The following is an 18,911-nucleotide window of genomic DNA, read 5'->3' as shown; positions in this document are numbered from 1 at the left end:
GCTCTCAGCCGAGACCGGCCGCGACCGCGCGGGCCTCGTCGTAGGCTTCCGGGAAGCCCAGGTACACCGGCTTGCCGCCCGTGCGCATGCGCATGAACAGGCGATGCTCGACCTGGTACTTGACGTTGCCGATCGCCAGCGCGCCGATGCCGACCGCGCCCGCGTTCGGCACGCCGTCGATCGGTTTGCCATCGTTCATCACGTTCACGCCGGCGATGCCTTCGGGCGGCACCGCGTTGACGTCGGCGGCGACGAGCAGGCGTTTTGCATGCGCGAGGTCGTCGCGGCCGACCACCTGCACGCCCGCGACAGCAGTGGCAATCGCGATTTCCGCTTCGGCGAGGGCGCCGCGCAGCTCGTCGGACGTCGTGGTGCCGATGCCGTTGGTGACGATGCCGAAGCGCTCGTTTAGTTCGGCCGACGCGGCGAGTGCGCGACTGCGGTCGGTGTGGCTCGCGATCGTCACGTCGGCGCCGCGCGACGCGGCGATCGCCGCCGCGATGCGCCCGACCGCGCCGGCTCCGCCGAGAATCAGCACGCGCTTGCCGCCGAGTTCCATGCCGTGTTGCTTGCCCAGATGCCGCTCGACCAGCGCGACGAGCGCGGCCGCGGTCGTGTACGAACCGCTCGGATCGGCGAACACGGAGACCTCGAACGGCGGGACCATCGCGCGGCGTGCGCCGTCGAGCATGGCGACGGCCTGCATCACGTCGCGTCCGCCGATGAAGATGCCGGTGCGTGACACCCCCTTCGGGCCGCGCGAGAAGATCGCGTCCTGCGTCAGGTTCGCGACCATGCCGGCTTCGACGTTGCAATACGGCACGATGACCTGGTAGCCGGCGTCGGCGGCCATATTGACGTCGAACGGACTCATCTGCGGCGTGGCCGTGAACATGTGCAGGATGTAGGGCCTTTCAATGGTTTCTGACATGGCAGGGGCTCGTTGTAGTGGCAGTCTCGGGAAGGCGCGTGGCGGCGCGTCAGGCGAGCGGCGGCCTGAGCGGGGCCGCGCATCATGCGGCGTCGATGTGCGGCGCGCGCACCTCGGCGCCGCTGATCGCCGCGCCGCTATTGCGGCCCGCGACGACGCTGCATTCGATATGCGGCAGCGCGCTCGCGACGGCGCGCGCGGTTGCGAGCGCGCGCTCGGCCTCGCGCGCGTTCGCGAGCACCGCGAAGCCCGTCGGGCCCCACGAGGTCTGGCCGATGCCGGCGGTGCGCTCGGCGGCGACCGCGCGCAGCACGCGCTCGACGTCAGGACTGGCGAACACGCCGCCTTGCGCGCTCGCGAAGTATTCGCCGATGGTCTGCTGCAGTTCGGTGAGGCCGTGCGCGAACGGCGCGAAGTTATGTTCGGCGGCGCCGGGCAGGATCTGCATCAGCACCAGATGGCACAAATGCGCGGCGAGCCGCTGCGGAAACGGTGCGAGCGATGCGAGCGCGCTGCGTTCCTCGGCGCCGTGCAAGCCCTCGCGGCTGTTGTCGCTGACGAGCAGCACGCGCCACGGCTGCGGAAACGGCTGGCGCGACAGCAGCGGCGGCATGCTCTGGCGCAGATCGCCGGGCGGGCCGCCATCGAGCAGCAGGCCGCCGCACTCGAAGCCGAGTATGCCGATGCCCGAGCGCGCGCCGCGCCCGAGCAGACTGGCGAGCTCGGCGCTCGTCGCCGGCTGGCCGACGAGCCGCGTGAACGCGGTGCCCACGGCGAGCGCCAGTTGGGTGCCGGAACCGAGGCCAGTATGGGCGCGTGGCGCCTCCAGCACGTCGATCGCGAGGATCGCCGGCCCGTAGGCGGCCTGCAGCCGCGCGAGACTCAGCGCGATCCGCTCGCGCTCGGCCTCGCTCGCCACCCCGCCGATCTGCTCGCGCTCGGCGAGCCGCGCCTGGATCCGCGTGCCGTGCGTATCGATGACGAGCCCCAGGCTGCCGAACGCGCGCCCGAGCGACGCGTTCGGATCGAGAAAGCCCAGATGCAGCCGGGCGGGCGCATCGATCGTGATGGGGGCGCGTGGCGGCAGGCGGCGGAGCTGAAGCGGCATCTCGAGTGTCCTCAGGTGTCCTTGCGAGTGCGCGAAACCGGGTTCGGCCGCGGGGTGTGCGCAACGCGTCGTATCGCGTCGCGGGTTCCAGCGACAGTGCGCTCGGCGACGTCAAGCGAAAGCCGTACCAGGCGCGCGCAACGGCCACCGCAGCGGATCCGGCCCACGGGAACCTCTGAACGGGCGCGCCACCCGCCACCCGGTTTCGCCGCTGCATGGACGCTGTGTGACGCCGAAGGCGCACTGTGTCACGCGCTGTTTCATCCGGCGGCAGGCGCGCGCGTCAACTGCCTTGCGCGGTTTTCGGCGCGTCGTACTTGATATAGCGGAAGCGCTGATCGTCGGACGGCGTGCCTTCTAACGGGCCCTCCTCGTGGCCGGGCTGCCAGTGGACCACCGATTCGATCTTCGTCGCGAGCGCGAAGTCCTTGTCGGTGATGCCCTTGGCGGTGTGCGTTTTGAGCTTCACGATCACGAACGCATACGAGACCGTCAGATCGGGGTGATGCCACGCGGCTTCCGCGAGGTGCCCGACGGCGTTGACCACCATCAGCGTTCCCTTCCAGCCCTCGGTGCGGTATTTGCGCCGCAGCCAGCCATCTTCCAGATACCAGTGCTGCAGCGGACCGACGAGGCGTTGCTGGATCTCTTCGTCGGTATAGACATGCTCGGTGTTTGCCATGGCGGTTAGCTCCTCGAATGCGCGAATCGTTCGCCGAACGAAGCTTCGTTGCAGTGACAGGCCCGTGCTGCGGCGCATGATTCGCAAAGGACACGATTCGTATCACGCAAGTGACACAGTATGTGCCGCATCGCGTGACGCAACCCCTTCAGCTTACCGCCGTGCAAGCATCGGCGTGCAACGTCCGAGTGCCGCGACAGGTCGCGCGTGCCGGGTCGGCGGGCCGCCGCACGCAAGAGCGGCAGCGTTGCCGCTATTCCGGCATGGAATATGCGTCGGCCGTTCATGCGTCGCGAAGCCCGGCATCGAATCGGGATAGCGCGTTAATCGTTACCTGCAATCGAGAAGGCGCGCACGATGCGATGAGGTAGCGTGGGTCATTCGTGAGTTGAACAGCAGGACAATTCTGGAGGAGACATGAACTTACGCACTGTAGTTCTTGGGCTCGCGATCCTCGCATCCGCAGCCTTTAGCTCTCTGGCTGCGCAGGCCGATTCGCAGCTCGACGGACTGATGAAAAACCCTTCCAACTGGGCGGCCCAGGCGGGCGATTATGCGAATCACCGCTACAGCCCGCTCAAACAGATCAACGAGAACAACGTCGGCAAACTGCAGGTCGCATGGACCATGTCGACCGGCGTGCTACGCGGCCATGAAGGCGCGCCGCTCGTGATCGGCGACACGATGTATATCCACTCCCCGTTTCCGAACAAAGTTATTGCAGTCAACCTGAAGGATCAGACGTTCCTCTGGCAGTATCAGCCGAAGCAGGATGAACAGGTCGTCTCCGTGATGTGCTGCGACACCGTCAATCGCGGTCTCGCATATGGCGACGGCAAGATCTTCCTGCAGCAGGCCGACACCAAGCTCGTCGCGCTGAATGCAAAGACGGGCGAGGTGGTGTGGACCGCGCAGAACGGCAATCCGAAAGCTGGTGAAACCAACACCAACGCGCCGCACGTATTCGGCGACAAGGTGCTGACCGGCATTTCGGGCGGCGAGTTCGGCGTGCGCGGGCGTCTGATCGCGTACGACATCAAGACCGGCAAACCGGTCTGGACTGCGTACAGCACGGGCCCCGACAACGAAATGCTGCTCGACCCGGAAAAGACGATGACGTACTCGAACGGCCAGATGGTGCCGGTGGGCGCGGATTCGTCGGTGAAGTCCTGGAAGGGCGATCAGTGGAAGCTCGGCGGCGGCACCACGTGGGGCTGGTATGCGTGGGACCCGAAACTCAACCTTGTTTACTACGGTACCGGCAATCCGGGCACATGGAACCCGACGCAACGTCCGGGCGACAACAAATGGTCGATGTCGATCTTCGCGCGCGACCTGAATACCGGCACGGCCAAATGGGTCTACCAGATGACGCCCCACGACGAATGGGACTATGACGGCGTCAACGAAATGATCCTGTCCGACCTGACGATCAACGGCAAGAAGGTGCCCGCGATCGTGCACTTCGACCGTAACGGCTTCGGCTACACGCTGAACCGCGAAACCGGACAACTGCTGGTCGCGCAGAAGTACGACCCGGCGGTGAACTGGGCCGATCGTGTCGATCTGCAAAGCGGCCTGCCGATTCGCAACGCAGCGTACTCGACGCAGGCGGCCGGGTCCGACCACAACGTGAAGGGCATCTGCCCGGCGGCACTCGGTTCGAAGGATCAGCAACCGGCGGCGTTCGATCCGAAGACGAGTTTGTTCCTCGTGCCGACCAACCACGTCTGTATGGATTATGAGCCGTTCGATGTCGACTACGTGTCGGGGCAGCCGTATGTCGGCGCCACGCTGTCGATGTATCCGGGCCCGAACGAGGGCAACGCGATGGGCAACTTCATCGCATGGGATGCGAGCAAGGGCAAGATCATCTACTCGAAGCCGGAGCGGTTCTCGGTGTGGTCGGGTGTGCTGGCGACCGGCGGCGGCATCGCGTTCTACGGCACGCTGGAAGGCTACCTGAAGGCGGTTCGCATCTCGGACGGCAAGGAACTGTGGCGCTTCAAGACGCCGTCGGGAATCATCGGCAACGTCTTCACGTATGAGTATCAGGGCAAACAGTACGTCGGCGTGTACTCAGGCATCGGCGGCTGGGCCGGCATTGGCATGGCGGCGGGTCTCGAGAAGCCGACCGAAGGTCTGGGCGCGGTCGGCGGCTATAAGGATCTCGCGAAGTACACCGCGCTCGGCGGCACGCTGTTCGTGTTCGCTATTCCTAACGAAAAGAGCTGAACGAACGGCTGAAATGAAAGGCTGAACCAGGGGGCGGCTTGAACAGGCACGGCCGCCCCGGCAGCCTCGCGCAAAGCATTGAATTACCCCCACCAAATCGGGCCCGTTGGCGGATGCGTCGCTGAAACGCATCGGGGCGCGGCTTTTTCCCAGATGGAGACATGTGCATGAAAGGCCGATCTATCCTGTTGCTCACCGCGTTGCCCGTAGCACTCGTCATGCTGCCCGTCGGATACGCGCAGAACAATCCTTCGATTGCGCAGGTCGCGTACAAGGTAGTCGACGGTAACAAGGTCGACAGTAATACGCTGCAGGGCTGGAAGACGTGGCGCGCGCTCGCTTGCGAACGCTGTCACGGCGCGCAGCAGCAGGGCATGGTCGGGCCGTCGCTGATCGACGCGTTCAAGACGCTGGACAAGAACGAATTTCATCGCACCGTGTTCGGCGGCCGGGTAGATAAGGGTATGCCCGATTTCAGCGCGAGCCAGATGATGCAGAAGAACTGGGAAAATCTCTATGCGTATCTGAAAGGACGCTCCGATGGACAGATCAAGCCGGGCGATCTGCATGCCATCGACTCGAATTAACGCCGCGCCGTCATTCTTCCGGAGGCTCACGATGCGTGATAAGAGAAGCATGTCCGTGCATGTCAGCGTGATTGCGGCCGCGTTATGTGGGGCGGCGCTCGCGAGCGCCGCGGTCCGGGCGGATGGCCCCGCGCTGCCGAACAACGACGGCGCGGACGGCGTGCTCAGGGTATGCGCGGACCCGAACAACATGCCGTTGTCGAACGACAAGGGCGAGGGCTATGAGAACCGCATCGCGGCCCAGATGGCGAGCGACTTCGGCTACAAACTCGAATACACGTATTTTCCGCAGCGCATGGGCTTCGTGCGCCACACGTTGCGCGAGAAGGCGGAGGGCAGCGACCGCTATCGCTGCGACCTGATCATCGGCGTGCCGAAGGGCTATGACATGACGTCGACGACGCAGCCCTATCTACGCTCGACCTACGCGATGGTGCTGCCGAACCGCCCCGAATTCGCGAGCATCAAAACGCCCGACGACCTGCTGAAACTGCCGCCCGATCAGCTGCACAAGCTGCGTTTCGGGATCTTTTCGCAAACTCCGGCGGTGGACTGGCTGCTCGCCCACAACCTGATCGACCAGGCGGTGTCGTACCAGGTGCAAAGCGGCGATCCGGGCGTGTACCCTGGCCAGATGATCGAACACGATCTGCACGAGGGCAACGTCGACGTGGTGTTCCTGTGGGGGCCGATCGCCGGCTACTTCGCCAAGCGCGCCGGTGATTCGGTCAGGCTCGTGCCGTTCCCGCCGCAGCCCGGCATCCGCTTCGACTACACGATTTCGATGGGTGTGCGCTACGGCGAGAAAGACTGGAAGGACAAGGTGGATCAATGGATCGGCGCGAATCACGACAAGATCGACAGCATCCTCGCGACCTACCAGGTGCCGATGCTCAAACCGGTCGACGCGCCGGCGGGCAAGCCCGGCGACGCATCGCAATGACGCGCGCGCGCGGCGCCTGGCTGCGCGCGGCACGCGCTGCGCTGATGGGGACGCTGTGCGTGCTGTGCCTCGCGCCGGCCGCAAGCCGTGCGGCAAGCCCGGCGAGCGCCGCGTCGGCGCCGGGCGGCGACGATATCACGCCGGCGGAGCGGCTGATTTTTCTGACCGATCATCTGCACGGCGTCGCCGCGCAGACCGAGCTCGACTACGCGCTGATCGATTCCGAGCAGCCGTCGCGCAGCACCGATGTCGTCAAGGTGCTGGTGGTCAGCGAGAACAACGCGAAGGGCGACGCACAGGTGACCGACCATACCGGCAGCGTGAACCTGCCGATCGGCGGCCTGCAGTGCAATCCGGCGATCATTTATTTCCTCGAACGCGACATCGCGGAGATGCAGGGTCTCACCGGCGGGCAGCGCCGCTATTTCCAGCAGCGTTTGCGTCTCGCGCTCGCCGCGGGGCCGCAGATCGAGAGCGTGCCGGGAGAGCTCGGCGGCAAGCCGGTCAGCGCGCGGCGCATCGTCGTGCAGCCTTATCTGAACGATCCGAACGGGGCGCGCTTCGCGCAATACACGGGCAAGCGCTACACGTTCGTGCTCGCCGACGGGGTGCCGGGCCAGGTCCTGCAGATTCGCACCGACGTGCCGGGCCCCAACAACGACTTTGCGCATCCGGCGCATTCGGAGTCGTTGAGTTTTCAATCCGCACTGAACAAGTTGCCATCGGGCAAGGTGCCGGCCAAGCCGTCGAATGCGCCGCGGGCGAGCCGTTGAGTCCTCCATGCAGAACGCGGGCTTCGCGACGAACCGGGTCAAGCTGAACTTCGTTCGCACGCTGACCCTGCGGCAGTTGCAGATCTTCGTCGTCGCGAGCCGCTATACGAGTTTCGCGCGCGCGGCCGAGGAGCTGCATCTGACGCAGCCGGCCGTGTCGATGCAGATTCATCAGCTCGAGGAGGCGGTCGGCCTGCGGCTGTTCGAGCGCGTCGCGCGCAAGCTCACGCTGACCGAAGCGGGCGAGGTGCTGACCCGTCACGCGAGCCGCATTCTCGGCGAAATCAAGGACACCGAAGACGCGATGATGTCGCTGAAGCAGGCCGACAGCGGCTCGATCAACGTCGGCATCGTCAGTTCGGCGACCTACTTCGCGCCGAAACTGCTGGCGATGTACTCGCATCTGTACCCGAAGGTCGACGTGCATTTCTCGGTCGGCAATCGCGACGCGCTGCTGCGCATGTTGCAGGACAACGCGATCGATCTCGCGATCATGGGCCGCCCGCCGCCCGAACTCGATACGACGGCCGAGCCGCTCGCGAGCCATCCTCAGGTGGTGATCGCGCCGGTGCAACATCCGCTGTGCGGCGCGCGCCGCTTCGATCTGCAGGAGTTGAGCAACGACACCTTTTTGCTGCGCGAGCCGGGCTCAGGGACGCGCATGGCCGCCGAGGCGATGTTCCGTCAGCATCTGTTCACTCCCGCGAAAACCGTCACGCTCGGCAGCAACGAAACGATCAAGCAGGCGGTGATGGCGGGCATGGGCGTGAGCCTGATCTCGCTGCATACGCTGCAGCTGGAGTTGCGCACCGGCGAGATCGCGCTGCTCGACGTGAACGGCACGCCGATCGTACGAACGTGGCAGATCGTGCATCTGCGCACCAAGCAGCTTTCGCCGACCAGCGTGATGTTCCGGCAGTTCCTGCTCGAACATGCGGCGGTGCATCTGGAGCAGGAATATGCGCAGTTCGCGGGGGTGTTTGCGAAACGGCAGGTCGGGGCGCAGCGGTAGCGCGATGCGTGCGTTGCGTGCGGTGCGGCGCGAGCGCGCTCGTCGGCTTGCTGATTAACGGTGCGTGATAGGCGGCATCGATGGCACAGTCTGTACCCGTCTGTCGTGACAGGCTGCCAACTTTTCGCATTCGATTTAACTCTTGCGTCCCGCGCGTGGATCGGCATAAACCATGCTTGAACGGAAGGCTGGCGAGTCTTGAAGCGCGTCGACGTTCGGGCGTCGCGCAAATAAACGCCAGCCACCACGGAAGGGGATCGCAGCGATGGTTTCTGGCGAGCAGCTTCAGGACTGGCGTTCTCACGCCCAGCAGATCGAAAACGAAGTGGCGAGAGTCGTCGTCGGTCAGCAGCAAACGCTGAGGCTCATCAACGTCGCGCTGTTCGCACGCGGCCACGTGCTGCTCGAAGGCGGCGTCGGGGTCGGCAAGACGACCGTGTTGCGGGCGTTCGCGCGTGTGGTCGGCGGCGATTTCGAGCGCGTCGAAGGCACGATCGATCTGATGCCGGGCGACCTCGTCTATCACACCTATGTCGACGCCGACGGCAAGCCGCGCATCGAGCCCGGCCCGTTGCTGCGCCACGGCGAGCAGCTGACCACCTTCTTCTTCAACGAGATCAATCGCGCGCGCCCGCAGGTGCAATCGCTGCTGCTGCGCGCGATGGCCGAGCGTTCCGTGTGGGCGTTCGGCCGCGAGCATCGCTTTCCGCACATGACCGTGTACGCCGACCGCAACAAGGTCGAGAAGGAAGAGACCTTCGAGCTCGCGTCGGCGGCGCGCGACCGTTTCCTGTTCGAGCTGAACATGCCGACCCCGACCGACGAGGAGGCGCGGCGCAGCCTCGTGTTCGACACGAGGTTCCATGACGTCGACGGCCTGCTCGCGCAACTGACGCCGTCGATCGTGCCGTGGGAACAGTTGAACCGGATCGGCGCGGCGATCCAGCAGGGCGTGCAGGCGAGCGAGACGATCGAGCGCTACGTGCACGACATCTGGCAGGCGACGGAATCGCCGGCGCGCTTCGGCATCGCGCTCGACGGCGTCGACATGGAGCAGCTGATTCTCGCGGGCGCGAGTCCGCGCGGCATGAGCGCACTGGTGCGGGCCGCGCGCGTGGTCGCGTGGCTCGCGGGACGCACGCATCTGCTGCCGGAGGACATCCACGAGGTGCTGCTGCCGGCGCTGGGTCATCGCGTGTTCTTCACGCCGATCTACGAGCTGCGCCGCCAGGAGCTGGCCGAGGCGCTGATCGCGCGGATCGTCGCGAACGTCGCCGTGCCTCGCTGAACGCCGGCGCGCTTACACGATGAACGGCATCGCTGAATTCCACTATCGTCTGCCGATGCGCGCGGCCGGTGCGCGGCCCGGCTCGCATCCGGGCTCGAGTTTCGGCTCGGGCCAGCAGTTCGCGATGCACGGCCGGCTGTTCGACTATCCGGACCCGCGCCGGCTCGATCTGCGCGCGAGCTTGCGCGCGGCGCGCGACGACTGGCTCGTGCGCGTGCATTTGCAGCGCGTCGCGGTTTCCGTGTTCGTGATCGTCGACGTGTCGGCGTCGATGCAATTCGGCACCCATAAAACGAAGCTGCAGGTCGTCGCTGATTTTGTCGAAGCGCTCGGCCATAGCGCGTTCCGGGTCGGCGACCGGCTCGGCATGCTGGCCTTCGATAGCGGCGAACGCGACGATCTGTTCATGCCGGCGCGCACCGGACGGGGCACCGGCTCGCTGCTCGCGAGCATGCTGCGCGAAGGCGTCGCTGATATCGCTGATCGTCAGGCGAATGGTCACGCCGAACGTCACGCTGAACGCGGGGCCGTCGAAGGATTGCGGCGTTGCGCGATCCGTATCGCCGGACGCCAGGCGCTGGTGTTCGTGGTGTCCGATTTCCACTGGCCGCTCGCGCGACTGTCGCCGGTGCTCGACATGCTGGTGCATGCGTGCGTGGTGCCGATGGTCGTTTGGGACGCGGCCGAGACCACGCCGCCGCAGCACGCGTCGCTGCTGGCCGTCAACGATGCGGAGTCCGGCGAGGAGCGTCGCGTGTGGCTCTCGCGCGGTGTGCGCGAGCGCTGGCGCGAAGGCGTCGCGCGACGTCGCGACGAACTCGCCGCAGTGTTCGGCGCACGCGGCATCCAGCCGTTCTTTGTCGAGGGCGCGTTCGATCCGGAAGCGATGTCGCGCTACTTTCTGGAGCTGACGGTATGAGCGCGCGCGGGGTGCGCGGCGGCTGCGCGCGTCGGGCGGCGCTGCGCGTGCTGATCGCGTCGCTATGCGGCGGCGGCGCCAGCGCGATGGCCAGTGCCGCCGAGGTGGCCGCGCTCGTTCAGGAGCCGCGCGCGTTCGGCTATGTGCTCGGCGATGTGCTGACGCAGCGCGTGCTGCTGGAGGCCAACGGTCGCGACCTCGGTGCAGTCACGCCGCCTTCGGTCGGACGCACGGGCGTGTGGCTCGAACGCCGGCCCGTGACGCTAGAAACCGATGCGAACGGCCGCAAGTGGATGGTGATCGGCTATCAGGTCGTCAATGCGCCGCAGACGCTCACGCAGATCACGTTGCCCGCGTTGACTCTGACGTCGGCGGCGGGCACGCAGTTGCAGGTCGCCGAATGGCCGGCGAGCATCGGACCGCTGACGCCGCAAACCGCGTTCGCCGCCGGGGACTTGCAGCCGCTGCGGCCCGACCGGCAGGCGCCGATGCTGGGCACGGCCGGCTGGCGCCGGCAGATCGCGTGGGCGCTCGGCCTGTTGCTCGCGACGCTGCTCGTGTGGGCGAGCTGGTGGTGGGCGCGCAATCGGCGCGAGGCGGCGCGGCTGCCGTTCGCGCGGGCGTGGCGGCAGATGCAACGGCTGCCGGAGGCGCCCGCCGCTTCGTCGAACGATGCGTGGGTCTGCCTGCATCGCGCGCTGAACGAAACCGCCGGCCAAGTCGTGCATGCGGCTTCGCTATCCGCGTTGCTGGCGCGTGCGCCGTATCTGCAACCGCTGCGCACGCAGCTCGAACGTTTCTATCTGGCCTCGGCCGAGCGCTTTTTCGGGCCGGCGCCGCATGCCGTCGAGAATGCCGGCGAGCTTTCGCTGCACGCGCTGTGCCGTGCGTTGTATCGAGCGGAGAGGCGCCATCAGCGATGACCATGAGCTTCGATTTCGCCCTTCCGTGGATGCTGGTGCTGCTGCCGCTCGCCGCGCTGCCGCTGCTGCGGCGGCGCAGCGACACGCTGGTGTTTTCGAGCGTCGCATGGCTGCCCGCTGACGACCTCGGGCGCGTGGCGGGCTGGCTCGTCCGCGGCGGCGCGGCGCTGGCGATCGCGGCGATCGTCGTCGGGCTGGCGGGGCCGGGGCGCTCGCAGTTGCAGGTGCTGCGCACCGGCAGCGGCGCACAGATCCTGATTCTGATGGACCGCAGCCAGAGCATGGACGAGCCGATAGGCAGCAAGGGCGTCGAGGCGCCGCGCGGCGACTCCAAGAACCACGTGGCGCGCGCGGCGCTGACGCGCTTCGTCGAGCAGCGGCCGAACGACCGCCTCGCGTTCATGATGTTCGGCACCAACCCGGTGCTGGCGATGCCGTTCACCTACAACCATCGCGTGATCGAGGCCGCGGTCGCGGCCACGGCGATTGGCCGCGGCATGCCGGACACCGAGCTCGATCGCGGCATGCTGGCGGCGATCGCGCAGTTCGACGAGCGCTTGTCGTCGGGCCGCCGCGCGATCGTGCTCGTCTCCGATGGCGGCGCGTTGCTCGACGAAACGATGCGACGGCGCATCGAGGAGGGACTGCGACGCAACCGGATCGCGCTGTACTTCATCTACCTGCGCAGCAGCGTCTTCAGTCCCGATCTGAACGCGACGCAGCCCGCCAGCGGAAGCTCGGCCGAAGCGCAGCTGCATCGCTTCTTTCTGACGCTTAAGACGCCTTACAGGCTGTTTCAGGCCGAAGACCCGAAGGCGATGATGGCGGCGATCGCGGAGATCAACCGGCAGCAGAACGCAACGACGACGTTCGTCGAACATCTGCCTCGCCAGGATCTGAGTCCGTACTGTTTCGCGCTCGCGCTGTTCTGTGCGGCGCTGCTGGTGCTGTTGCACCAGTTGCAGGTCAGGAGCTGGGCATGAAGCGCGCGCTGATCCACACGCTGTTCGGCACCGTGGCGATCTGTTGCGCCGCGTGGGCCGGGTATGGCTTCGTTCGTCTGCAGCACGCGGAGCGGGTCAATCAGGCCATCGTCGCGACGAACGCCGCCGCGCGTGACCAGCAAGCCGGCGGCGACGCGCGCGAGGTTCAGCTGGCCCGGGCGATAGCGCTATCGAAAGCGGGCTCCTACGACGCGGCGGCGCGGCTCTATAACGGTCTGCTCGCCGAGGGCAGCCCGCCTGATGAAGTCGGCCGCGCGGCGCTGTTCGATCTCGGCAATCTATACCTGCGCGAAGGCAGCGGCGACGACGCGCAGACGGTCAGGTCTCTGGCGATGATCGGCGAGGCCAAGGCGCGCTACCGGCTCGCGCTGCGCGCGGCGCCCGACGATTGGGACGCGCGCTACAACCTCGAGCGCGCGCTGTGGCTCGCGCCGGAAACGCCGTCCGCGCTCGCCGGACCCGATGTGAAAGAGCAGCACAACGTCACAGTGCGCGACGCGCGCAGCCAGGACCTGCCATGAGCGGCGTTCGGCGCGAGCGTGGCTTCGCAAAATGGCGTCATGCGTTGACGCCGCTCGCGCTCGTCGCGTTGATCGCGGCGGTCGCGATGCCGGACGTGACATTGCCGCGCAACACGTTTAGCTACATCGTCACCTTCGACATCACCCAAAGCATGGACGTCGAGGATGTGGTGCTCGGCGGCGCCCCGGTCAGCCGGCTCAAGTTCGCGCAGGCCGCGATGCGCGACGCGCTCGAGCGTTTGCCGTGCGGCTCGAAGGTCGGCTGGAGCGTGTTCACCGGGCAGCGGGTGTTGCTGCTGATGGCGCCGGTCGAAGTCTGCGGCAACTACGACGCACTGCTGGTGTCGCTCGACGGCATCGACGGGCGCATGCGCTGGACCAACTGGAGCCGCATTGCCGAAGGCGGTGTGTATTCGGCCGTGCGCGTCGCGAAGGATGTCGGCGGCGGCGCGGCCATCGCGTTCGTCACCGATGGGCAGGAGGCGCCGCCGCTGTTGGCGTCACGCCCGCTGATGGAAGGCATCAATGCGGCGCGGATCAGGGGCTGGCTGATCGGCGTCGGCGGCGACCAGCCCGCGGCCATTCCGAAGACCGATGAGAACGGCAACCGGATCGGCGTGTGGCAGGCGGACGACGTGATCCAGGTGCCGCCCACGCCCGGCTCCGGGGTGGCGGCGCAATCGCACGAGGAGTTGTCCGAATTGCGCGGTGAGTACCTCGCTTCGCTGGCTCGGCAGACCGGCCTCGACTACCGGCATCTGCTGAACGTGACGTCGTTCGGCGATGCGCTGCTCGAAGCGCGCTTCGCCCGCCGCGAACCCGTGCCGACCGATCTGCGCTGGTGTCCCGCGCTGCTCGCGTTGCTGCTGCTCGTCGCGCGCTTCATGCCCGACGCCGTTCTCGCATGGCCGCGCGCCTGGCGAAAGCGCTTTCAAACGATCGCTTTGCGCATCGCGCCGGCATTCAATGGCCGGCCAACACGCGCCGACTGACTACCGCGAGCGCGACCGTTGACGCTGCAACGGTTGAAGATGCAGGTATCCGATCTGACCGCGCAGTTGCCTGGGAAACCTCGCAAGAGTTGCCGGGGATCGTTCGATTCGCGACGCTTGGGCCAGAAGCTTTTGCCGGTCTTCGCCACACTTGCGAGATACCTCACACATTGACCTACCGGTACGCAAATCACTGACTACAATGTCTGAATGCAAGCGACGCTGCGAGGCGCGCGGTTCGAGTGACGCGCCGTGTCATGTGACGTTTCAATTCCTTCATGGAGGCATGCCGATGACGTGCCAAAGCGAGAGGATTGTCGGAGTGGTACTCGTCTTGATGAGCGGCTACGCGTTTGCGGGAGGCCCCTTCGGCGATGTGCCGCAAGCGATGATGGTCGCCAACATCGTCGCGTCGCCCGTCGAAGTCGTGCCGCCCATTCCCGAGCCTCGGCGCTACTTCGAGCAGCAGCGTTATGCGATGGAGTATCAGGGGGATCGGGGCAAGCCGTTCTACGCGCAAATGGAAAATTACTATAGCGTGGACCTTGCGCGCGATGCCCAGCTCGGCACCGCGAAGGCTTTGGTGTCGTCCGGACCGGAGTTCGCACCGGTGTCCGAACCGGGCGCGAATGCCGCCGCGCAGAGTGCTTCGAATGCTCTACGTATGGGTCCATCTACCGCACCGCAAATATCCATCGTTCAGATGAACAGTTCAGTGTTGTCGATTGGCCAGTCACCGCAGCGACGCTTGTCCTTGACGGTCGACAACTGGGTGTTCTCCGGCACCGCGCGCGTCGCGATTCTGCATTCTCACGATACGGGCGCGACGCTGATCGTCAAACGCCGCTACTGAGTGATGTCGAGCGGCTGCGCCGCCCGCGCATGTCACGTCGACGAAAAGCGCTCGCGATACACCTGCGGCGCCACGCGCAGCTGACGCACGAAGCTGCAGCGCATCGTTTCCTCGCTGCCGAATCCGCATCGCGCCGCGATCCGTTTGATCGACAAGGATATTTCGCTCAGCAAGCGTTGTGCCGCTTCGATGCGTAGCTGCTCGACCGCGCGCGCGGGCGTGCGGCCCGTTTGCGCCTTGTAGTGGCGCATGAAGCTGCGCTCGCTCATATGCAGCCGTTGCGCGAGCGCGGGCACTGACAGGTCGGCTGCAAGGTGCGACGTCATCCATGCGTGCAATTCGCCGAAACGGTCGTCGGCATGTTGCATCGACAGCGTCGCGCTGAATTGCGACTGACCACCCGGGCGCTTCAGAAACACGACGAGTTCGCGCGCGACGTCGAGCGCCAACGCGCGCCCGTGATCGTCTTCGAGCATCGCTAGCGCGAGGTCGATGCCGGCGGTGACGCCCGCCGAGGTCCAGATATCGCCGTCGCGAATGAAGATCGGATCGGCTTCGACTTGCAGTTGCGGATAGGCCTGCGCGAGTTCGTCGCAACGCGCCCAATGCGTGGCGACGCGCCGGCCGTCGAGCAGGCCCGCCTCGGCGAGCAGGAACGCGCCCGAGCAGACCGACGCGACGCGTCTGCAATGCGGCGCGTGGCGCTGCGTCCAGCGGATCAGGCGTTGATCGGCCGACGCCTCGCGAACGCCCCGGCCGCCGGGGACGATCAGTGTATCGAGCGGCGTCTTCAGCGAGCGCAGTGATGCGGCAAGCACCGCGAGTCCCGACGACGATGTGACGGGCCCGGCTTCGGCTGCCACGACGCGGGGTGCGTAGAGCTTGCCGAGCCCGCGCTGCGCGACGAGTTCATTGGCGGACGCAAATACCTGCAGCGGACCGCTGATGTCGAGCAGTTGCATGTTGGGGAAGGCGAGCAGCACGATGGAGCGGGGAGCGCTGGACATGTGGGAACGGGGTGGCAGAAACCAAGGGGACAAAAGAAATCTTGCCAAAGACTACGCGTATAGAATCGATCCGTCCAGCTCGAAGAAATGGCAGACGACGTAGTTCGATTTCTTCTTCGATAAGTTATCCGGCCTCGCACTTTAACTTATCTAATCAGACGGTATTACCAGCGTTGTACAGGTCGGTTAATCTTCGACAACTGGCTTGCCGATGTCGCTGGAAGTCCTGCGTCTGATCGCAATCGACAACGACCCACGGGGCGGGAGTCGCAAGGTCTAGTAACCGTTGCGATCAGGAACTGTTCGCGGTGCTTGCGCTCGACGCAAGGGGCTACGCCAGCGCCAACTGTCACCGGAAGACGCGGCAGCGATTCTCGCTGACGCTATGGAAGGCGCAAACGCGAAACTGGCGGCTATGGGTGCTTCATGGAGGCAACACTAACCAGTTTCGATCCCTGACGATAAGGCGGCTCAGTGCCGCCTTTTTTTGTCCCGCGCCAGCAGGAATATGCAATAGAAATCGAGATGTCCGAAACAATCGTAAATAGTTGTCAAAACGGGCTTATCCTGAATTAACGCGGTTGACCGTGGTCCGTTTCGATGGTTAATTCCCGAGGTATCGCCTGAAAACTCTTGAGGAGTGTAATGGAGCTACTGAAACAGCAAAGCAGTGGAACGGATTGGACAGTCGAGGAAGAAGGCGACCTTTGCCGTATCACCTATTCGATCTACTCAAACTTCCCGCCGATGCCGCACGCTCAGGCCCTGAACGCCGAAACCGGCGAGTTCTTTCCGTTTGACAGGGTCAGTAAGATGAAATCCGGCTACGCGATGGCCGAAGCGCTGGGTTACGCATGGGCGTGCAATTGTCGCGGGCGTGCCCCCAAACGGTTCAATGAGCAGTTCGAGCTAAGAGACTCCACTGGCAAGCGACAGGCGGGGGTGCGTTACAGGATTCGCGTCGGTTCGAGGGGCATCGCGAAAGGTATCACCGATTCCCAAGGGCGGACCCAGCGTGTTTCGACAGATAACGCAAACCAGATTTCCATCGAGTTGCCGGGCAATAGCAATGGACTCAGATAAGTCTTCTATCTCTGGTGAACACATGACAAATGAATTTCTGACCAAGAATAGCCAATACTTCAAGACCGACGAGAATGAAGAATGGACGGAGGTCGGCACAGCCATTACCAATATCACTCCTGGGTCAATATCCAATGTCGTAATCAATACGACGCCTATCTGTCCAAATATGAGCAATAAAGAATTTAGAGGGTTAATAATGCGCTTACGAGATGCAGCGTTAACTCTCATAAATGAGCGCATTGCAGATGTTGCACGTTGGGATATGTCAGCACAGGATCGTGCAAAATTCTGGTTTGGCCGGAGCGATCAATATATCCGCGATAGATTGAATATTGGTCTGCCAAGGCTTGCAGCCGCGATGCAGAACTGCAACCTGAGAAAATAATTCGTTGGGACGAACAGAAGGTTGTACAGCTTTCCTGTGCGATAGTTCCCGATAGGGGCACGAACGATGCTGCTGTATGCAAGCCCGATTCGAAAAGGCGATATATTGCAATTTATCCCCATTTTTGCACGCTGCCACCCGTTGCAGTCTCAACAAATTGCCAATTAAAGGTAATCATCGATGAGTGCACGCACTATGTCGATACATTCGATTCAGACGATGTGATGTATGGTTTTGGTCCGGGCGTCGGTTACTGGGCTCAGAACGATCCTGAGGGGGCTTGCAGGAACGCAGATAGCATCGCATGTTACATCGCGCACTTCGATACGCAAATCGAGTTCAATCAAAAGAAGATCTGGTGATCCCATGAAGAAATTCGCTTTCGCCGTCCTTTCGGCTTTTTGGTTCGCAGCTTCTCAGCAGGCGGCTGCATGTACTATTTCGGAAGATTTGACAGAAAGTGTTCCACTTAACTATCAAGGAATTCCTAATTCCTATCGTCTTAAAATGGTGGACTTGGTATCAAATGCGCGCCGGTGGCCCGATGTCGAAATTCAAGCTCAAATCGTCACAAACGCTTACGTCGGCGAAAAGAACGCAGAAGAATTAGCAAAGTCGAGGGGTCAACAGCTAAAAGAATTTCTAATTCAACTTGGAGTGAAGTCGCAACATATATATGTCGACACCCATCTGGAAGGGGCGCCCTATCCGCAAGACAACAGCGGATTCAATGGATACCTACAGCTAAGCGTTGGTCTCATGCCGCTTTGCAAGGGCGGCTGCGAACGACTATGCGACGATCCGCGCATAACGCCGACGAGCAAGGCCGTCAAATAGAAATTCGCCCCCGCTTCGGCGGGCGTTTTAACTTCGGCGCGTCGGCGCAGCAGATCGCGCGCAGTTGTTTTTTGTCAAGGCGAGCAGCACGACGAAGCGCTGGACATAGCCAAGCGTTAAGGCTTGAGGTGGCCCATTGAATAGGAGGTGAATATGTTTGATCGACTCGTGGCGGATGGGGACCGCACTTCCACGGCGGCGTTACGTCGCTCGATGAGGCTGACTGCGCGCTCGCGGAGTTACGACTAGAGGATCGTCGTTGACGGCGAACGTATGGCATATTGCAAGCAGGGTTGCCAAGGCTTCTTCAAGTTATGCAGAATTTAAAGCCAGAAAATATCATTCGCTGGGACAAGCAAAAAGATCGTAACATCGCTTGCACCATCTTTCCAGATAACGGCGCAACCGATGCTTCGGTCTGTAAGCCCGACTCGGCAAGACGCATCATTGCGATATACCCACATTTTTGCACTTCGTCACGTTCGCAACTGTGGCACGGTTGCCAAGTCTTGACGCTGATTCACGAATCCACCCATTTCACTGATGTGTTCGATTCAACCGATGATATGTACGGTGTCACCATTGGACTAAGAACATTTTGTGCTAAAGAATTTTCACTTCCTGAGAGTCTGCTATCTCCTGGCGTTCTACCTTGTTTCCACCGCAGGTAGCGCAAATGCCTGCACCATTTCAGAGGATATGACAAGTAGCTTGCCTCTCAATTCGACGGAAATTTCAAATATGATCGTCTTAAGATTGCGAACTTGGTGCTTGCTGCGAGGCGATGGCCGAACGTCGAAATTAGAGGAATTGTCTACGCGGGCG

The 18,911-nt window shown here is 63.7% G+C and carries 20 protein-coding genes; 16 read left to right on the top strand and 4 right to left on the bottom strand.

Annotated elements, in window-relative coordinates; translation table 11 throughout:
- Positions 1-4 precede the first annotated feature (4 nt).
- From AB3X86_RS17715 to AB3X86_RS17705, 3 genes are all read right to left on the bottom strand, one after another.
- Positions 5-931, bottom strand: a complete 927-nt coding sequence (locus AB3X86_RS17715) for an NAD(P)-dependent methylenetetrahydromethanopterin dehydrogenase (protein ID WP_368596961.1) — start codon at positions 929-931, stop codon at positions 5-7.
- 82 nt (positions 932-1,013) lie between these two features.
- A complete protein-coding gene (locus tag AB3X86_RS17710) occupies positions 1,014-2,039 on the bottom strand; it encodes a beta-ribofuranosylaminobenzene 5'-phosphate synthase family protein (protein ID WP_368596960.1) in 1,026 nt (341 codons plus the stop codon).
- 283 nt (positions 2,040-2,322) lie between these two features.
- Complete coding sequence (locus AB3X86_RS17705) at positions 2,323-2,721, bottom strand: 4a-hydroxytetrahydrobiopterin dehydratase (RefSeq protein WP_176107517.1); 399 nt, start codon at positions 2,719-2,721, stop codon at positions 2,323-2,325.
- 417 nt (positions 2,722-3,138) lie between these two features.
- Here AB3X86_RS17705 and AB3X86_RS17700 point away from each other — a divergent pair, with 417 nt between their 5' ends.
- From AB3X86_RS17700 to AB3X86_RS17645, 12 genes are all read left to right on the top strand, one after another.
- Positions 3,139-4,956 (top strand): methanol/ethanol family PQQ-dependent dehydrogenase, encoded by a 1,818-nt coding sequence (locus AB3X86_RS17700; protein ID WP_176107519.1) that lies wholly within the window; start codon positions 3,139-3,141, stop codon positions 4,954-4,956.
- A 167-nt stretch (positions 4,957-5,123) separates the two neighbouring features.
- On the top strand, positions 5,124-5,543 hold the full coding sequence (locus AB3X86_RS17695) for a c-type cytochrome (RefSeq protein WP_013091077.1): 420 nt from the start codon (positions 5,124-5,126) through the stop codon (positions 5,541-5,543).
- 31 nt (positions 5,544-5,574) lie between these two features.
- Positions 5,575-6,486, top strand: coding sequence for a substrate-binding domain-containing protein (locus AB3X86_RS17690; protein ID WP_368596959.1), 912 nt, complete (start codon positions 5,575-5,577; stop codon positions 6,484-6,486).
- Positions 6,483-7,259, top strand: coding sequence for a hypothetical protein (locus tag AB3X86_RS17685; protein ID WP_368596958.1), 777 nt, complete (start codon positions 6,483-6,485; stop codon positions 7,257-7,259). Before AB3X86_RS17690 ends, AB3X86_RS17685 begins: the two co-directional genes overlap by 4 nt.
- Before the next feature lie 7 nt (positions 7,260-7,266).
- Positions 7,267-8,271 (top strand): LysR family transcriptional regulator, encoded by a 1,005-nt coding sequence (locus AB3X86_RS17680; protein ID WP_368596957.1) that lies wholly within the window; start codon positions 7,267-7,269, stop codon positions 8,269-8,271.
- 265 nt (positions 8,272-8,536) lie between these two features.
- A complete protein-coding gene (locus AB3X86_RS17675; RefSeq protein ID WP_368596956.1) occupies positions 8,537-9,559 on the top strand; it encodes an AAA family ATPase in 1,023 nt (340 codons plus the stop codon).
- Between the two features lie 19 nt (positions 9,560-9,578).
- Positions 9,579-10,478, top strand: a complete 900-nt coding sequence (locus tag AB3X86_RS17670; RefSeq protein WP_368596955.1) for a DUF58 domain-containing protein — start codon at positions 9,579-9,581, stop codon at positions 10,476-10,478.
- Positions 10,475-11,401, top strand: coding sequence for a calcium incorporation protein MxaA (locus AB3X86_RS17665; protein ID WP_368596954.1), 927 nt, complete (start codon positions 10,475-10,477; stop codon positions 11,399-11,401). Before AB3X86_RS17670 ends, AB3X86_RS17665 begins: the two co-directional genes overlap by 4 nt.
- Entirely contained in the window at positions 11,398-12,384 is a 987-nt protein-coding gene (locus tag AB3X86_RS17660) for a vWA domain-containing protein (RefSeq protein ID WP_176379688.1), read from the top strand. Before AB3X86_RS17665 ends, AB3X86_RS17660 begins: the two co-directional genes overlap by 4 nt.
- Positions 12,381-12,926 carry a tetratricopeptide repeat protein gene (locus AB3X86_RS17655; RefSeq protein WP_368596953.1) on the top strand — a complete coding sequence of 182 codons (546 nt, stop codon included), beginning with the start codon at positions 12,381-12,383 and terminating at the stop codon, positions 12,924-12,926. The genes AB3X86_RS17660 and AB3X86_RS17655 overlap by 4 nt, the downstream gene beginning before the upstream one ends.
- Positions 12,923-13,918: an MxaL protein gene (locus AB3X86_RS17650; protein WP_368596952.1), complete on the top strand. Its 996-nt coding sequence runs from the start codon at positions 12,923-12,925 to the stop codon at positions 13,916-13,918. The genes AB3X86_RS17655 and AB3X86_RS17650 overlap by 4 nt, the downstream gene beginning before the upstream one ends.
- Positions 13,919-14,240: 322 nt before the next feature.
- A complete protein-coding gene (locus tag AB3X86_RS17645; RefSeq protein ID WP_368596951.1) occupies positions 14,241-14,771 on the top strand; it encodes a hypothetical protein in 531 nt (176 codons plus the stop codon).
- Positions 14,772-14,803: 32 nt separating this feature from the next.
- On the opposite strand, the gene AB3X86_RS17640 is transcribed toward AB3X86_RS17645, so the two are convergent.
- Positions 14,804-15,778, bottom strand: a complete 975-nt coding sequence (locus tag AB3X86_RS17640) for a GlxA family transcriptional regulator (RefSeq protein ID WP_368596950.1) — start codon at positions 15,776-15,778, stop codon at positions 14,804-14,806.
- Between the two features lie 645 nt (positions 15,779-16,423).
- Between AB3X86_RS17640 and AB3X86_RS17635 the strand changes: the two genes are divergently transcribed.
- Genes AB3X86_RS17635 through AB3X86_RS17620 form a run of 4 tightly spaced genes read left to right on the top strand, consistent with a single transcriptional unit; the run spans position 16,424 to position 18,086 of the window.
- A complete protein-coding gene (locus AB3X86_RS17635) occupies positions 16,424-16,861 on the top strand; it encodes a hypothetical protein (protein ID WP_368596949.1) in 438 nt (145 codons plus the stop codon).
- Positions 16,848-17,249, top strand: coding sequence for a hypothetical protein (locus AB3X86_RS17630; RefSeq protein ID WP_368596948.1), 402 nt, complete (start codon positions 16,848-16,850; stop codon positions 17,247-17,249). Before AB3X86_RS17635 ends, AB3X86_RS17630 begins: the two co-directional genes overlap by 14 nt.
- On the top strand, positions 17,189-17,611 hold the full coding sequence (locus tag AB3X86_RS17625) for a M35 family metallo-endopeptidase (protein WP_368596994.1): 423 nt from the start codon (positions 17,189-17,191) through the stop codon (positions 17,609-17,611). The genes AB3X86_RS17630 and AB3X86_RS17625 overlap by 61 nt, the downstream gene beginning before the upstream one ends.
- Positions 17,612-17,615: 4 nt before the next feature.
- A complete protein-coding gene (locus AB3X86_RS17620) occupies positions 17,616-18,086 on the top strand; it encodes a hypothetical protein (protein ID WP_368596947.1) in 471 nt (156 codons plus the stop codon).
- Positions 18,087-18,911: the final 825 nt, after the last annotated feature.

Source organism: Paraburkholderia sp. BR14374, from assembly GCF_040948685.1.
Classification (GTDB): Bacteria; Pseudomonadota; Gammaproteobacteria; order Burkholderiales; family Burkholderiaceae; genus Paraburkholderia; species Paraburkholderia youngii.
The sequence above is the reverse complement of the archived record's forward strand: the minus strand, read 5'-3'. Positions and strand labels throughout refer to the sequence as shown.

Bases quoted from the DNA above. Each gene is read 5' to 3' on its own strand.
- AB3X86_RS17715 (WP_368596961.1), bottom strand. From the start codon at position 931: ATGTCAGAAACCATTGAAAGGCCCTACATCCTGCACATGTTCACGGCC.
- AB3X86_RS17710 (WP_368596960.1), bottom strand. From the start codon at position 2,039: ATGCCGCTTCAGCTCCGCCGCCTGCCGCCACGCGCCCCCATCACGATC.
- AB3X86_RS17705 (WP_176107517.1), bottom strand. From the start codon at position 2,721: ATGGCAAACACCGAGCATGTCTATACCGACGAAGAGATCCAGCAACGC.
- AB3X86_RS17700 (WP_176107519.1), top strand. From the start codon at position 3,139: ATGAACTTACGCACTGTAGTTCTTGGGCTCGCGATCCTCGCATCCGCA.
- AB3X86_RS17695 (WP_013091077.1), top strand. From the start codon at position 5,124: ATGAAAGGCCGATCTATCCTGTTGCTCACCGCGTTGCCCGTAGCACTC.
- AB3X86_RS17690 (WP_368596959.1), top strand. From the start codon at position 5,575: ATGCGTGATAAGAGAAGCATGTCCGTGCATGTCAGCGTGATTGCGGCC.
- AB3X86_RS17685 (WP_368596958.1), top strand. From the start codon at position 6,483: ATGACGCGCGCGCGCGGCGCCTGGCTGCGCGCGGCACGCGCTGCGCTG.
- AB3X86_RS17680 (WP_368596957.1), top strand. From the start codon at position 7,267: ATGCAGAACGCGGGCTTCGCGACGAACCGGGTCAAGCTGAACTTCGTT.
- AB3X86_RS17675 (WP_368596956.1), top strand. From the start codon at position 8,537: ATGGTTTCTGGCGAGCAGCTTCAGGACTGGCGTTCTCACGCCCAGCAG.
- AB3X86_RS17670 (WP_368596955.1), top strand. From the start codon at position 9,579: ATGAACGGCATCGCTGAATTCCACTATCGTCTGCCGATGCGCGCGGCC.
- AB3X86_RS17665 (WP_368596954.1), top strand. From the start codon at position 10,475: ATGAGCGCGCGCGGGGTGCGCGGCGGCTGCGCGCGTCGGGCGGCGCTG.
- AB3X86_RS17660 (WP_176379688.1), top strand. From the start codon at position 11,398: ATGACCATGAGCTTCGATTTCGCCCTTCCGTGGATGCTGGTGCTGCTG.
- AB3X86_RS17655 (WP_368596953.1), top strand. From the start codon at position 12,381: ATGAAGCGCGCGCTGATCCACACGCTGTTCGGCACCGTGGCGATCTGT.
- AB3X86_RS17650 (WP_368596952.1), top strand. From the start codon at position 12,923: ATGAGCGGCGTTCGGCGCGAGCGTGGCTTCGCAAAATGGCGTCATGCG.
- AB3X86_RS17640 (WP_368596950.1), bottom strand. From the start codon at position 15,778: ATGTCCAGCGCTCCCCGCTCCATCGTGCTGCTCGCCTTCCCCAACATG.
- AB3X86_RS17635 (WP_368596949.1), top strand. From the start codon at position 16,424: ATGGAGCTACTGAAACAGCAAAGCAGTGGAACGGATTGGACAGTCGAG.
- AB3X86_RS17630 (WP_368596948.1), top strand. From the start codon at position 16,848: ATGGACTCAGATAAGTCTTCTATCTCTGGTGAACACATGACAAATGAA.
- AB3X86_RS17620 (WP_368596947.1), top strand. From the start codon at position 17,616: ATGAAGAAATTCGCTTTCGCCGTCCTTTCGGCTTTTTGGTTCGCAGCT.